Source organism: Hymenobacter monticola, from assembly GCF_022811645.1.
In the GTDB taxonomy this organism is placed as follows: domain Bacteria; phylum Bacteroidota; class Bacteroidia; order Cytophagales; family Hymenobacteraceae; genus Hymenobacter; species Hymenobacter monticola.
Map to the genome: position 1 here is coordinate 84,505 of NZ_CP094536.1, position 13,962 is coordinate 98,466.

Sequence of the window (13,962 nt, forward strand, 5' to 3'; positions counted from 1 at the left end):
CCATCAGACCCCACCGACCGTGAGCATGAACCGCTTATTCCGTTTGCCTATTCTATCCCTGCTTGTGCTTGTTTCCCTGTTTTCGGCCTGCAAAGACCACGACATGGACGACATGAAGCACGACAGTCCGTTGATGAAAATCATGATGGACATGATGACCCAGATGGACGCGCAGGCCAAAACCCAGGACCCCGACCACGACTTCGCCGCCCAGATGGTGCTGCACCACGACGCGGCCATCAAGATGAGCGAGGAAGAACTCCGGGCGGGCAGCAACCAGGAGATGAAAACCATCGCCCAGGACGTGATTACCAAGCAACGCGCCGAAATCACGCAGTTCAACACTTTCCTGAGTGGGCACCAGCCCATGCAGCCGCTGGTGCCGCAGTTCAACCAAATTCAGAAAACCAACATGGACCGGATGATGGCCGCCAGCAACGCCCGCGCCATGACCATGCGCACCGATTTGGACTACGCCCAGATGATGGTGGACCACCACCAGGCGGCCATCGACAACTCCGAGGCGCTGCTCCAGCACGGCCGCAACGCCACGATGCGTCAGCTGGCGCAGGCCATCATCACCGACCAGCGCCAGGAGATTGCCACGCTGCAAAACTGGATTTCGCGCAACCGGTAATCATTGGCTTTACCCTATCCAAAAAGGCAGCTCCTGCAGGGCTGCCTTTTTTGCTTTTAGAGAGCGGTGGGTAGCCCGGTTTGCCACTCACTGGCTTATTTCACGGAAAGGTACCTAATGCGCACCCTGACTGTTTTACGCCTTATCCTATCCGTGGTCGTTGGCCTGGGGCTAGCCGGTTGCCGGTCCTCCGCCGTTGTCCCGTCGTTCCCAGCTACTGCCGGGTACCGTCACCCGCGACTGGCACCGCGCGTTGATACGGCGACGGTCGTTCCCGCCCAGGAGCGCCCTGCCACCCTGCCGCAGCGGGTAAAGACAGCGGTTCCGCCCCGGGGCGCGGGCGCGCCGGACTATGTGTCCAAGCAGAAAAGGAGCCCGGCGGACCGGCCGGATAGCAGCTTTGCCAAAGTAACGCCCGGGGGTACTGCGCGCGGCGCCACCCCGCCGGTGGCCCCGGGCGGGCGCCGACAGTATGCCACCGCCAAGTTATCCAGTGCCCAAACGCTGGTGCACTATGGCCTGCACTTTGTTTTTCCGGTCGTGCTGGCGCTGGTGTTTTTTCCCTTGGTGTGGCAAACCGCTTACCTGGTGATGCTGGCCACCATGGCCATTGACCTGGACCACCTGCTGGCCAAACCCATTTTCGACCCGCTGCGCTGCAGTATCGGCTATCATCCGCTGCACTCCTTTTACGCCATCCCAGTGTATGCTCTGCTGCTTTTGCTGCCAGCGACACAGATTGTCGCCGTGGGCCTGCTTTTCCACCTGTTCACCGATACGGTGGACTGCTTGTGGAACTTCAGCCACTGCCACGAGTGCTACCTCAACTCCCGGATTTATGCCTTGCGCAACCGGGTGCGGAAGCTACTGGGCCGTGAAGTAATCGAGTAAATAGGATATAAAAGTTTGGCGGGTGGCGCGCTTTTACGTTTTCTGGTGGGAGCGGTAAGTGGGAGCCCGGAAATTATGCAAGTCATGGTTAAGCGTTTCTTATTTGTAATAATTCCAAATAAGCCGACCTTTGTGGCATCTTCCCAAGCAAAGGTTACCTGATGACTCATTTTTTGCGCTGTTTTCCTGCCGTTTTTCTCGGCGGTTTCACTCTTTCTACCCTCTTTTCGCTCCCCACGGCCCAGGCCCAGCAGGTGCCAGCTCCGGACACCACCCGCCGCCAGACCCTGAGCGAAGTCACCGTGACGGGTGCCGCTACGCACTTTGCGGCGCCCGTGGACGGCACCACGATTACGGCCGGGCGCCGCAACGAACTCATCAAGCCCCGTGAGGTCAACGCTAACCTGGTGCAGAACAACATGCGCCAGGTGATGGCCCGCGTGCCCGGCCTGATGGTGTGGGAAAACGATGGCTCCGGCCAGCAGATTAACGTGGCCACCCGGGGCCTGAGCCCCAACCGCAGCTGGGAGTTCAACACGCGTCAGAACGGCTACGACATGAGCGCCGACGCGTTTGGCTACCCCGAAGCCTACTACAACCCGCCCATGGAAGCCGTGGAGCGCATCCAGCTGCTGCGTGGCGGGGCGGGCCTGCAGTTCGGGCCCCAGTTCGGCGGCCTGCTCAACTACGAGCTCAAGCGCGGGTCCCGCGACAAGAAAGTCGAGATTGAAACCAGCAACACGGCCGGCTCCAACGGTCTGTTCAACTCCTACAACGCCGTGGGCGGCACGGTGGGCAAGGTGAACTACTACGCCTACTACCGCCACCGCCAGGGCAACGGCTGGCGGCCCTTCAACCAGTTCAGTGTGGACGACCTGCACGGCAACGTGCACGTGGCCCTCACCGAGCGCCTGACCCTGAACGCCGAGCTAACCTACCTGACCAACCAGCTGCAGCAGCCCGGTGGCCTCACCGACGCCCAGTTTGCGCAGAACAGCCGCCAGAGCACCCGGGAGCGCAACTGGCTCAGCACGCCTTGGCTGATTCCAGCCCTGACGCTGGACTACAAGGCCAGCGAGCGGACCCGCATTAACCTGAAAACCTTTGGCTTAATAGCGTCGCGCAACAGCGTGGGCTTCGTGGCCGCCCTGCCCGCCCTAGACACCGTGAACCGCCGCACCCGGCAGTTTGCTCCCCGCCAAGTGGACCGCGACGACTACCGCAACCTGGGCGCCGAGCTGCGCCTGACCCAGGACGTGGACTTTTTGGGCCGCACCCACACGCTGGCCACCGGCCTGCGAGCCTACCGCGCCACCACCGAGCGCCGGCAGCGCGGCACGGGCACCACGGCCTCGGACTACGACCTGAGCTTGACCGGCAGTGGGCTGTTCACGAACGAGTTTGAGTTTACCACCACCAACGCCGCCGCCTTCGCCGAGCTGCTGTTGCACGTGAGCCCCCGGCTGAGCTTCACGCCCGGCGTGCGCTACGACTACCTGCGCAACTCCGGCACCGGCTACTTGGGTCGGGCGGCTAATGGCACCGAAAACCGCGTGCCCGACCAGAAAAGTCAGCGCAACGTGCTGCTTTACGGACTGGGCAGCGAATTTCAAGTGTCGCCCACCACTAACCTGTACGCCAACTACTCGCGGGCTTTCCGGCCCGTGCTGTTCGGCGACCTGATACCCCCGGCCACGGCCGACGTCATCGACCCCAACCTGAAGGACGCCCGCGGCTACACCGCTGAGATTGGCTACCGCGGCAACTACAAGAATTGGCTGCGCTTCGACGTGGGCTACTTCTTCCTCAACTACGAGGACCGTATCGGCACCATCCGCCGGCCCGTGCCCGGCGGCACCGCCGGCCAGACCCAGCAGTTTCGCACCAATCTGGGCCGCACCCAAACCCACGGCCTGGAGGCCTACGCCGAGCTGGACTTGATTCACTCGATTACCGGCAACTTCAACCTGCCCCACCTCGACCTGTTTGCCGCCCTGAGTTTGCTTGATGCCCGCTACGGCAGCCTGCCTGTAACCACGCTCACCGGCACGGGCACCAATACGCAGATTGTGGAAAGCAACCTGGAGGGCAAATACGTGGAAAACGCTCCGCGGCAGACCCTGCGCACGGGCCTCACTTTCGCTCACAAAAGCTTGTCGGTGACGGGGCAGTTCAGCCAAGTGGGCAAGGTATACGCCGACGCTAACAACACCGAGGAGCCCACGGCCAACGCCCAGACCGGCGCTATTCCGGCCTACCAGGTGGCCGACTTCTCCGCTACCTGGAAGCTGGGCCGCGAGGGCCGCTACCGCCTCAGCGGCGGCGTAAACAACGTGTTCGACGCCCGCTACTTCACCCGCCGGGCCGGTGGCTACCCCGGTCCGGGCATCCTGCCCGCCGACGGCCGCACGTGGTTTGCCGGGCTGGGCCTCACGCTGTAACGGCGGCGTTTAACTCGGAAATTATGCAAGCCTGGGCGGGATTGTCGCAAATCCACGCCTGGGCTTTGCCGTTTTTAAGGGTAGCTTTTTTATTAACGACCGCTACCCATGAACAAGATATTTCGAATGCCCCTGCTCGCGTTGAGCCTGCTTGGGGCTACCCTTTCCGTTACCAGCTGCGACAAGGACGACGACAACGGCTTGGAGCTCATCGGCCACGACGAGAGCGTGTACATGCGCAACATGCACGAGGGCATGGCCATGATGGAGTCCATGCCCAAAACGCAGGACCCGGACAACGACTACTCCACCATGATGATTATGCACCACCAGATAGCCATCAAAAACAGCCAGGAGGAGATTAAAAGCGGCAAAAGTGCCGAGATGAAGGCCATGGCCCAGACGATTATCGACAAGCAGCAGGCCGAAATCGCTCAGTTCAACGCCTTTCTGGCGGGCCACCCGGCGCACGCCCCGGCCGTCCCCGAGTTCAACGCCCTGCAGATGATGAACATGATGCAGATGATGAAGGCCGTGGATTTGCGCCCCCTCACCGGCGACCCGGACTTCGACTTTGCCCAGCTGATGATTGACCACCACCAGGCCGCCATTGAGAATTCGGACGCCCTGCTCAAGTTCGGCCGCGACAACGCCACCAAGGTGCTGGCCCAGCAAATCATTACCGACCAGAAGATGGAAATCAAGATGCTGCAGGACTTTCTGCTGGCCAACAAGAAATACTAGGACTTTCCTCACTCGTATCCCTAAGCAGCGAACCCTCGGGTTCGCTGCTTTTTTACTTTGATTCATGCCCCTTATGGAAATGCACAATACTCCCTGGGCACCGAACTGGGCTCTCTGGGTCTGGTTTGGCCTGACGCTGCTCTCGGTGCTCTACGTGGCCTGGGACCTGTTCACCCGCACGCCCGAAATGAAGGTCATGAAGTGGGGCTGGGTTCTGGTCACGCTCTACACCGGCCCGGTCGGCCTGCTTATCTACTGGTTTTCATGCCGCGAGCCTTCGCCAGGCACCCACGAGGCCTTTATAGCGCCGCTCTGGAAGCAGGCCGTGGGCTCCACAATTCACTGCGCAGCGGGCGACGCGACGGGCATCATCGTGGCCGCGGCCCTCACCGGCTACTTTGGGCTGAGCATGGGCGTGGACATCTGGATAGAGTACGCCGCCGGCTTTGTCTTCGGCCTGTTCATCTTCCAGGCCCTGTTCATGAAAGACATGATGGGCCTGAGCTATGGGGAGGCCCTGCGTCAGTCCTTTCTGCCGGAGTGGATGTCGATGAACGCCATGATGGCCGGCATGCTGCCCACCATGGTGATTCTGATGACCCGCGACATGCGGGCTATGGAAGCCACTTCGCCCTGGTTCTGGGCGGCCATGTCGGCCGCAACGCTGGTGGGCGTGGTGGTCTCTTACCCCGTCAACTACTGGCTGGTTAAAAACCAGCTCAAGCACGGCATGGGCACCGAGCGCGCATTGGGCAAAGGCGGGGCAGCACAGGAAGAAGTCAGTGCTTTGGCGCATGCCGGCCATTCCATGGGCGGTATGTCGCACTCCGTGGCCCCCGCGACGGCGCACGGCGGGCACGCCATGGCCGCGATGCCTATGAGCACGGAAGGCGGAGCCCAGGTGTCGGGCGTGCGCAAAGCGGCGGTCACCTTGATAACGCTGGTGATGCTGGCGGTCGGCTATTGGTTGGCGGCTCGCTACGGCGACTTATCCATGCGGCCGGGCGAGCCGATGGAAGCCATGCCCGGCATGGATATGCCGGGCCACCAAATGTAAAAAGCCAGCGCAGCCCCCAACGAGTTGTGGGGCCGCGCTGGCTAAATCAACATGCAGGGTGTTAGCCTGCAGCGGTTAACCAGCGTTTAGGCTTTTTTTACGAGGGCCATGCCGCACTTGGGGCAGCTGCCGGGCTTGTCGCTGGCACTGCCTTCGCACTTCATCGGGCACTCGTAAGCCGTGCCGGCCACCTTGCCGGCTTTGGCGGCCGCGTCCAGCTTTTCAAACCGGGCGCTGAGCGAGCTGCCGTTGGCTTTCACGCTCACGATGGCCGTGCGCAGCATCGAACCGGCGGGCAGGGCGGCCACTAAGTGGTCGCCGGCGGGCGCGAGCTTGACCGTGCTGGTTTTGCCCGTCGTGCTGAGCAGCATGACGGAGCCCGTGGTACGGTCAACGGCCAGGGAATTTTCTTTGCCGTCGAGCAGGTACACGTGCACTTCGTTGGCGTGCTGCACCAGCTCAATGTGGTACTTGCCCGCCGTGCGCACGGTGCCCCCGTGGGGAGATTTATGCGAGTGGGTTTCCCCGGCGGCCTTGTGACCGTGGGCAGCGGCGCCGGGCTTGTGGTTGTGCTGGGCCGAAAGAGAAAGCGGAGCAGCCAGCAGCGTAGCGGCCAGCAGTAAGTGCGAAGTTTTCATGAGGGAAAGCTGAGGTAGTGCGACCAGTGGCCCATGGTGGGAATACTGCCGGCAATGGTTGCTTGGGCGGGCAGTTATCATCATTTGTGCCAGTTTCATCGGAAGCAAGCAACTGAGCCGACTGAAGGAGGAATGGGGCGCCGGATTTGAGTTGACCGCTATTGAGCACTTCTGTGCATCTTAGCTGCTTTATTGGCCTTACGCTCCTTTATGTCCGCCGCTCTACCGCCCCTTATTCAGCAATACAAGGCCGATTCCGAGTCCGTTTACAACACCTGGTTTATCAACAACGAGGAGCGGCTGAAGGCCTTTCGCTCCATCCGGCGCGGGGTGCAGCAGGTGGTCAAGGACATCAAGGCGGGCAGCTTCGGAAATGACTTCAAGGGCACCTCGCTCGAATTCGTGCTCAGCGTCATCAGCGAGCAGAAGCAGGTGTTTCAGGGCGCGGCCCACCCTTTCTACTGGAAGCCCAAGCTGCGCATCCCCGACATCTACGAGCACGAGGACAACAAGCGCGCTTTCGGGCAATTCCTGGAAAGCTGCCTGGCCGCCACCACCGAGCAGCAGCTGCTCAAGGAAATCGAGATACTCGACCGCCGCAAAATCAAGGGGCTGGGGCCGGCCGTGGCCAGCATCCTGTACTTCCTGCACCCCACCTTGATGCCGCCCTGCAACACGGCCATCGTCAACGGCTTCAACGCCCTGTTTGGCCAGAAAATCAAGCTGGGCTCCTGGCCGGAGTACCTGCGCATGCGCGAGCAGCTGCGCGATTTGAACCTGACCCACCGCCAGCACCTGAGCCTGGACTACAGCGCACTGGCCGGCCTGCTCTTTGACGTGGGCGTGAAAAAGATGATTGCCGGCGACCAGCAATTCACCACCGACGAGGAGCGCGACAAGTACCAGCAGCAGGCCCAGAAGCGCCACAAAGAGGTGCAGTCCGAAGCGCAGGAGGAAAACCAGCACACCGAGATGCAGCACCACCTACTGCGCATCGGCAAGGCTCTGGGCTGCGACGTGACCACGGCCATCAACGACCGCAACCGGCTATGCGGGGGCCAGAAGCTGTCTTTTCTCTGTCTCGACCAGCACCCCGAACTGCCCGTGCCGGCCGACGTGGCCAGCACCATCCGCCTGATTGACATCGTGTGGTTTGCGCCCGGCACGAGCCGGGTAGTGGCCGCCTTCGAGGTCGAGAAGAGCACCAGCATCTACAGCGGCATCCTGCGCCTGACGGATTTGGCGTTTTCCATGCCCGAGCACGAGACGGCGTTGTACCTGGTCGTGCCCGATGCCCGCTAGAAGGAGGTGCAGGTCCAGCTCTCGCGCCCGGCCATCCGAGCTGCTGGCGCCACCATCCACTACATCCTGTTCTCCGAGCTGCGCCAGCATTGCGAAGCGTTATGCAAGTTTGGCGACTCTCCGGCCGCCATGCGCAAGATTGCGCGGTCAGTTTCCTAAGCTAGCCCTCAATGTTAACCGACCCCATCCGACAGGCCATTCTACTTGGTTTTCCTCCGCCGATGAGCCTTTGCGACTATTCCAGCTACCTTTCCCAACGGGTATATCGCCATCTCTCGGATGTTTTCCGCTTTGGGTTGAGCTTCTCCGAATTGGGAATGACCGACCATTTTATCCTGGACTTGGCCAGGTTCTCGCACCGGAACCGGTCCGCCACTGTCAAGGTATACAAGACGTCGTGGCCGGTGGAAACCGTGTTTGGCAACGACATTGATTTATTCGTGGGGGACGGGACCGGCCAGTACGACTGGTACGCGCTGCAGGCCAAGGTGATGTCCCACGAAGGCGAGTTCAATGATTTGAAAATCAAAGTTAAAGGCGAGTTTCACCAGTGGCTCAAGCTGCTGCTACACGAGCGGTTGTTTGGTTCTCAGGCCTTTTACCTGTTGTACGTAGGCAAGTCAAAGACCAATTTTCCAACGATTAAGCCGACCAGTAAGGATTGTCACGGGGTGGCCCCCATCGGGGACTATGGCCTGAGCTTGGTGAAAGCGCTGGACATTCATAAGACAGTCACGCGCACTACTCCCATGAAGTTCACCGAGGTGTTTCCTGACCTGGTGGAGCCGCTGCGGAGCATCTTCTGCTGTCCCCGCCCATTGCCGAAGACCGCGAGAAAATACACCGAAAACGAAATTGTTACCCCTGCTTACCGGCAGGTGTATGCGCGGGATAAAGACGAGGACCCTTACCAGGGTTACAACATTTCGGACCATGTTCTGCCCGATGGCTTTGCTCCGCTTCGCGTCCTGATTGACCTGAACCCGGATGCCGTTGCTGACAAGAATGTCCGCTAAACCATACAAGCGCACTATTTTCACTTGTTGACTTAGTGTATTCTTTGCGCATCATTAATTGCCAAAAGTGGCAATAATGTAATGTATGCGTATCATTAATAGGGCACTTGGTTGTTTGCAATAGGCCTTATTAATGCTATCTTTGCGTAGCATTAACTGGAAGATTGGCAGTTAATGCTGCTTAAACGCATCATTATGGACTGGTACGCTTTGTCAGACGTGGCCGCGGTGCAAGAAATTGGCCGCAACCTGCAGCTTATTCGGCTGAATCAGGACATTACGCAGCAGGAGCTGGCGGTGCAGACGGGCTTGAGTCGGCTGACCATCAGCCAAGTCGAAAACGGCCGGCCCGCTTCCACGCTCACGTTGGTGCAGCTGCTGCGCGCGTTGGGGCGGCTCGATGTGCTGGAAGTGCTGGAAGAGTCGGCCACCATCAGCCCCTTGCAAGCGGCGCGCCTGGCGCGCCAGCAGCGGCAGCGGGCCAGCCGCCGCAACGAGGACGCTTCAACAACTGGATTATGAGTGCGCTGATAACTGCCACGGTATCTATCTGGGGCAAGCCTGTAGGAGCCGTGTTGTGGGATGAAAAACGGCGCATTGGCGTCTTTGAATACGAGCCTTCCTTTGTTCGCACGGGACTGGAGCTAGCGCCCATTATCATGCCGCTGCCAGTGGGACGGAAATCGCGCAAATTTGATTTTGCCACGCTCAACCGGGAAACCTACCAGGGCCTGCCCGGCCTGCTGGCCGACAGCCTGCCCGACCGGTACGGGCGCCAGCTCATCGACGCCTGGCTGGCTTCTAAAGGGCGGGACGCGGCTTCCTTTACGCCCGTGGAACATCTATGCTACCTCGGCCACCGGGGCATGGGCGCGCTGGTGTACGAACCGGCCTCGCAGCCCGCGCTGGAGAAAGGCGCCTCGCTGGAAGTGGGCGAGCTCGTGAAATTTGCCCGGCAGGTACTGACCAACCGGGAAGGCTTGCACACGTCGCTGGCCACCAACGCCGCCGAGGGCTTGGCGGAAATCATCAGCGTGGGCACTTCCGCTGGCGGCGCCCGCGCCAAGGCCGTTATTGCCTATAATTCCGTTACTAAGGAAGTCCGCTCCGGGCAGGTCGATGCCCCCGAAGGCTTTGCGCACTGGCTGCTCAAGCTCGACGGGGTGACCAACGCGAGCTTAGGCGACCCGGCCGGGTACGGCCGCATCGAGTACGCCTACCACCTGATGGCCCGGCAGGCGGGCCTGCAGATGACCGACTGCCAGTTGCTGGAAGAGAACGGCCGGGCGCATTTCATGACACGGCGCTTCGACCGGGTGGACGGCAGCCAGCGCTTGCACATGCAAACGCTGTGCGGGCTGGCTCACTTTGACTACAACAAGCCCGGGCTCTACACCTACGAGCAGGCCTTTCAGGTCTTGCGGAAGCTCCAGCTACCGCACCCGGCCGTGGAGGAGCTCTACCGGCGCATGGTGTTCAACGTGGTGGCGCGCAACCAGGACGACCACACCAAGAACATTTCCTTCCTGATGAACCCGGCGGGCAAGTGGAGCTTGTCCCCAGCGTACGACGTGACGTATTCCTACAACCCCACGGGCGAATGGTCCAGTCAGCACCAGATGTCGCTGGCGGGTAAGGTCGATGATTTTACAGCAGAGGATTTCCTGCAGCTGGCCAAGAACGTGCAGGTGAAAAAGCCCCGGGAGATAATCCAGCAGGTAGTCGACGCGGTAGCTAGCTGGCCCACGTTTGCGGCCGAAGCGGACGTGCCGAAAAAGCAGCAACAGGCTATTGCCGAAACGCACCGCCTACCGCTCTTCAAGGACCTTAATCAGCTGAGCCCTTCGGCGTCCTAACAGTATCAGTACTGCTAGGATGCCGAAGGGCTCAGCAAGGGTTCAAGTGCCAAGAAGGCGGTATTTTCAAAGGAGCGAGTAGCAGAAATTACCTCCCTTACTGCCCAATAACATACACGGGCACGGCCTGCGCGTCGACGCCACGTCCTGTTTCCTTCTTTACCTCTTTGCCATCTAGTAGGATAGCGCAGGTGATTTCAGATGCTGCCGTGCCCCCGTCGATGCTGGCCAGGATGGTCAGGTTGTCGCCCCGTTTCATGGTGCGCTTAAACCGGTAGCTGGCCGGGAGGGGCGTATTGTTGAGCGTCGTGTTGCCGCCGCTTTCGTTGGTGTAGCTCAGGTAATCCGATACCGGGGCGTTCGAGGTGACCTTGTACTCTACCTGGTATTCTTTCGGTCCGGTGGGAGTAGCGTCATCTTTTGAACAGCCGGAGGCCGCAGTCAGGGCTGCGCAGCTCAGCAGCAGATAGGCAAGTCGTTTCATAGTTCAAAAAGGAGAGTTAGCGGAAGTGATAGCGCAGGCCGACACTGGCCATACCCGGCCAGCGGTCGACGAGCGGGTTATTGAAGAGGTAGCCCTTGGTGCCGGTGGCCACCAGGGAGAGGCGGTTGCCCAGGAAGACATCGGCTTCGAGGCCGGCTTGCGGGCCATAGGTGAAGCGCTGGGGCTCACCCGACCCGGTAGCCAGCTCCCCACTGCGGTTTTGGTTGGTCCACTCGTAGCCGGCGCCCGCCCCCACCAGCAGATGGAAATAGGCCACTTCCCCAAGGCGGAACAGTTGGGGAGAGAGCAGCACGCGGCCCTGGTAAACCGAGTACTCCCCGCGCGCCGGCAGCGTGCCGTGTTCGTAGCCCCCACTCAGGCGCAGGGCCAGGCGGTTGGTAAGCATGGGCGTATAGCTCAGCTCGTAGTAGTCGCCCTTTTCGGAGCGGCCGACGTGGGCGCCCCAGGCGGCCAGATGTTTAACGTGGCGCTGCGCGGAGGCCGGCAAGATGCCGGCCCCGGCAGTCAAAAGCACAATAAAAAGAAGCTTTTTCATAGGGCTAGCGCGGCCTGTTTCGGTCCATTTTAATGAGCGCATTCCGGCTCAGCGTCGAGGCGTACACAGCTTCAGCGGCCTGGTGGGCCGGCCCCGCCTGCGAGGCTTCCATGAACAATCGGTCCCCCTGCTCGCGCAGCTGCATGGCCTTAATCATGTTGTCGTTGGAGGAGTTGAGAGCGGCCATCCGCTCCCCCTCCGTCATGGCGTAGCGGCCCGGGTTTTTCAGGGTGGCCTGCATCTCCACGCTTTGCGCGGTCATCTCGTCGGCAATCTTGTAGTAGTTCACGGCCATGGCCAGTTTGCGCTTGGCCATCATCTCCTCGGCCGCAAAAAGGGAAACCGTCGACTCCTCGCGCTTGGCCTGGTACTGGTCGCTGGTCAGGTTGCCGTTGGGGTCGGTTGAGCTAGTGCCGAAGCGCGAGAACACGTCGTACATGGTGTTCACGTCCTGCGCGGGGTTGGTCAGCTGCAGGGCCTGGCGCAGGCGCTGGGCCTTGGCGTAAACCGGCATCATCTGGTTGGTTTGGCTCCGGCCGGACATGGCCAGGGCCCGCGCAAACAGTTCCTGCGGGTTGGAGAGCCGCAGGTCCTGAATGCTCTGCACCTTCCGTAGGTCCGCCTGCACCTGCTTCTGCAAGTCCAGGGCTTCCTGTGTCAGGCTGCGAACCTCGCCGGTAATGTCCTTGGTAACACCGGCAATCTGACGAGCATCCTTGACAACTTGGTAGTTTTTGACCGTTTCGGTCCATTGCGCGAGACGCTTGGCGAAATCCCCGATGTGCACGCCCATATGCACCGGGTCGTTCACGACCATCTGCGCCCGGGCCCGACTAGCCGGAGCAAGTAGCAACGCGACGGCCACCAGGGCCGGAAAAAGAGTCTTTTTCATGGTTGTAGAGTTGGTGAATGGAAAGGGTTAGCGTCCCGACGCCGTGTCCGGTCCCAACTGGCCGGCGGCCGCCGTGGTAATCAGGATGGGGTAGCCATCGGGCAGCAGCACCTCCCGCAGCTTGGTGCGGGTTTTCGGGCGGCTTAACACGTTCATGGCCACGCGCCCACCCACGCCCACCACTGAGTTGGCGGCCGAGGCCGAGCGGTCGATGGCGGTGCTCACTTCCTGCATGGATTGCTGCTGCAGGTCCTGGCCGGCAAGGCTGGCATCTTTGGCGACCCGCTTGACCGGGTCAATCATGATGCCGGGCAGGTAGTTGTAGTCGTAGATGCTGGCCGCGACCCTGGTGGGCCCGAGGCGGTTTACTTCCAGCATCACGTTGTTGGTGCCCACGCTGGCAATGCCGGCAAAAACGGAATTCTTGGGGAAGGTCACGCCCGACACCACCGCGTCTTCCTGCAGGCGCAGCAGGACCACCGAGCCGGTGCGCACCTTCTGCTCCCCGTTAATGACGCACTTGAAGAACACGTCCGGTGTGAGCTCGGCCTGGCTGCCCTGGGCCATCATTCGGGCGGAGTTGCCCACCTTGACGGTGTTAAAGCCGTCCCTGCCGGCAGCGTTAGCACGATTGGCCAGGGTTTGCGCGGCCGCTTTAGGGTCACGAAAGCGCTTGCCGGTCATGCGCTCGTAGGCGGCGCGGGTTTCGGGCGGCGAGGAGCCCAGCATGGCCAGCACGTCCGGGTCCGTTTCAAACGGGGTGCCGTCGGTATCGGTCGCAGGCAGCAGCCCGGCCCGTAGGCCCCGCCCAGCCCGGTAGTTCGCCTGGCGGGCCGAAGCGCCTACTACCTGGCCGGGGCGACGCCGGGGCACCACCAGCGTTTGCGCGTGATAAGAACCCGTGGTGGGGTCCTGCAGGGTCGTTTCAATGGTGTCCACATCAGCCGCGGCCAAGCGGGCTTCCTCCTGATGGCGGCGAGCAGCCAGGGTGGCCGCCGCGGCCCGCCGCTTCCGGCGCAGGGCCTGACCCAGGGTATCGGCCACAAAGGCTTCCACTACTTCATCGGTGTTGGGGCGTACCGGCGTGCTCTGGGCTTCCTGTTCCAGCCGACGCTGCTGCTCGATTTGCGCCGAAGGCGAAACAGGGGCGGTTGGCTCGGTGGGCGCAGCCTTAATCTCCGGCTCAATGTTTTCCGAAGCCGCCGCCACGACTTCCTTTTGTTGCTGGGCGGCCTGCGTGGCCGAGCGCAGCCAGAGGAACAGGCCCCCGGCGACCAGCAAGACCAGCAGGCCGGTCAGGGGTATCCAGTTGTTGCGCAGCAGCCCCAGCGGAGTTGCTTTCGCCTGGTCAGCAGCGGGCCGGTCCGCTCCCAGGCGTCCGTGGTCGTCGTGGTCGGCTGAGCCCGTGGAATGAGATTGAGTATGTGGGTTTGCAGGTTCCATAAGAA

General features: G+C 61.2%; 13 protein-coding genes and 1 pseudogene. 9 read left to right on the forward strand and 5 right to left on the reverse strand.

All coding sequences use genetic code 11. The features are described 5' to 3' along the window. Nucleotides 1-64 precede the first annotated feature (64 nt). The 5 genes from MTP16_RS24495 (at nt 65) to MTP16_RS24515 (ending at nt 5,770) form a co-directional block, all read left to right on the forward strand. A complete protein-coding gene (locus tag MTP16_RS24495) occupies nt 65-637 on the forward strand; it encodes a DUF305 domain-containing protein (protein ID WP_243520511.1) in 573 nt (190 codons plus the stop codon). A gap of 354 nt (nt 638-991) precedes the next feature. After that, nucleotides 992-1,528, forward strand: coding sequence for a DUF6122 family protein (locus tag MTP16_RS26050; protein WP_315999688.1), 537 nt, complete (start codon nt 992-994; stop codon nt 1,526-1,528). Between the two features lie 173 nt (nt 1,529-1,701). After that, on the forward strand, nt 1,702-3,969 hold the full coding sequence (locus MTP16_RS24505) for a TonB-dependent receptor family protein (protein WP_243520513.1): 2,268 nt from the start codon (nt 1,702-1,704) through the stop codon (nt 3,967-3,969). A 108-nt stretch (nt 3,970-4,077) separates the two neighbouring features. Continuing rightward, nucleotides 4,078-4,713, forward strand: coding sequence for a DUF305 domain-containing protein (locus MTP16_RS24510; RefSeq protein ID WP_243520515.1), 636 nt, complete (start codon nt 4,078-4,080; stop codon nt 4,711-4,713). 79 nt (nt 4,714-4,792) lie between these two features. Beyond that, entirely contained in the window at nt 4,793-5,770 is a 978-nt protein-coding gene (locus MTP16_RS24515) for a DUF4396 domain-containing protein (protein WP_243520517.1), read from the forward strand. 86 nt (nt 5,771-5,856) lie between these two features. Here the strand turns inward: MTP16_RS24515 and MTP16_RS24520 are convergent, their stop codons facing one another. Further along, a complete protein-coding gene (locus tag MTP16_RS24520) occupies nt 5,857-6,408 on the reverse strand; it encodes a heavy metal-binding domain-containing protein (protein WP_243520519.1) in 552 nt (183 codons plus the stop codon). Nucleotides 6,409-6,618: 210 nt separating this feature from the next. Here MTP16_RS24520 and MTP16_RS24525 point away from each other — a divergent pair. From MTP16_RS24525 to MTP16_RS24540, 4 genes and pseudogenes are all read left to right on the forward strand, one after another. Next, a pseudogene (locus MTP16_RS24525) lies at nt 6,619-7,869 on the forward strand (hypothetical protein). Between the two features lie 11 nt (nt 7,870-7,880). Next, the gene (locus tag MTP16_RS24530; protein ID WP_243520521.1) at nt 7,881-8,726 is read left to right on the forward strand and encodes a DUF6615 family protein; all 846 of its coding nucleotides are present in this window, start codon (nt 7,881-7,883) and stop codon (nt 8,724-8,726) included. Nucleotides 8,727-8,900: 174 nt separating this feature from the next. Beyond that, complete coding sequence (locus MTP16_RS24535; protein WP_243520522.1) at nt 8,901-9,248, forward strand: helix-turn-helix domain-containing protein; 348 nt, start codon at nt 8,901-8,903, stop codon at nt 9,246-9,248. Further along, complete coding sequence (locus MTP16_RS24540; RefSeq protein WP_243520524.1) at nt 9,245-10,582, forward strand: type II toxin-antitoxin system HipA family toxin; 1,338 nt, start codon at nt 9,245-9,247, stop codon at nt 10,580-10,582. Before MTP16_RS24535 ends, MTP16_RS24540 begins: the two co-directional genes overlap by 4 nt. A gap of 97 nt (nt 10,583-10,679) precedes the next feature. Here the strand turns inward: MTP16_RS24540 and MTP16_RS24545 are convergent, their stop codons facing one another. From MTP16_RS24545 to traM, 4 genes are read right to left on the reverse strand one after another with little or no spacing between them, the layout of a single operon-like run. Further along, nucleotides 10,680-11,066: a hypothetical protein gene (locus MTP16_RS24545; RefSeq protein WP_243520527.1), complete on the reverse strand. Its 387-nt coding sequence runs from the start codon at nt 11,064-11,066 to the stop codon at nt 10,680-10,682. Between the two features lie 16 nt (nt 11,067-11,082). Beyond that, nucleotides 11,083-11,622, reverse strand: coding sequence for a hypothetical protein (locus MTP16_RS24550; RefSeq protein ID WP_243520529.1), 540 nt, complete (start codon nt 11,620-11,622; stop codon nt 11,083-11,085). A gap of 4 nt (nt 11,623-11,626) precedes the next feature. Then, nucleotides 11,627-12,514, reverse strand: coding sequence for a hypothetical protein (locus MTP16_RS24555; protein ID WP_243520531.1), 888 nt, complete (start codon nt 12,512-12,514; stop codon nt 11,627-11,629). A 27-nt stretch (nt 12,515-12,541) separates the two neighbouring features. Next, nucleotides 12,542-13,957, reverse strand: coding sequence for a conjugative transposon protein TraM (gene traM, locus MTP16_RS24560; RefSeq protein WP_243520533.1), 1,416 nt, complete (start codon nt 13,955-13,957; stop codon nt 12,542-12,544). Between the last annotated feature and the right edge of the window lie 5 nt (nt 13,958-13,962).

Excerpts from the sequence above, each read along its gene's own strand:
- MTP16_RS24510 (WP_243520515.1), top strand. The coding sequence starts at position 4,078 with ATGAACAAGATATTTCGAATGCCCCTGCTCGCGTTGAGCCTGCTTGGG.
- MTP16_RS24515 (WP_243520517.1), top strand. The coding sequence starts at position 4,793 with ATGCACAATACTCCCTGGGCACCGAACTGGGCTCTCTGGGTCTGGTTT.
- MTP16_RS24520 (WP_243520519.1), bottom strand. The coding sequence starts at position 6,408 with ATGAAAACTTCGCACTTACTGCTGGCCGCTACGCTGCTGGCTGCTCCG.
- MTP16_RS24530 (WP_243520521.1), top strand. The coding sequence starts at position 7,881 with ATGTTAACCGACCCCATCCGACAGGCCATTCTACTTGGTTTTCCTCCG.
- MTP16_RS24535 (WP_243520522.1), top strand. The coding sequence starts at position 8,901 with ATGCTGCTTAAACGCATCATTATGGACTGGTACGCTTTGTCAGACGTG.
- MTP16_RS24540 (WP_243520524.1), top strand. The coding sequence starts at position 9,245 with ATGAGTGCGCTGATAACTGCCACGGTATCTATCTGGGGCAAGCCTGTA.
- MTP16_RS24545 (WP_243520527.1), bottom strand. The coding sequence starts at position 11,066 with ATGAAACGACTTGCCTATCTGCTGCTGAGCTGCGCAGCCCTGACTGCG.
- MTP16_RS24550 (WP_243520529.1), bottom strand. The coding sequence starts at position 11,622 with ATGAAAAAGCTTCTTTTTATTGTGCTTTTGACTGCCGGGGCCGGCATC.
- MTP16_RS24555 (WP_243520531.1), bottom strand. The coding sequence starts at position 12,514 with ATGAAAAAGACTCTTTTTCCGGCCCTGGTGGCCGTCGCGTTGCTACTT.
- traM (WP_243520533.1), bottom strand. The coding sequence starts at position 13,957 with ATGGAACCTGCAAACCCACATACTCAATCTCATTCCACGGGCTCAGCC.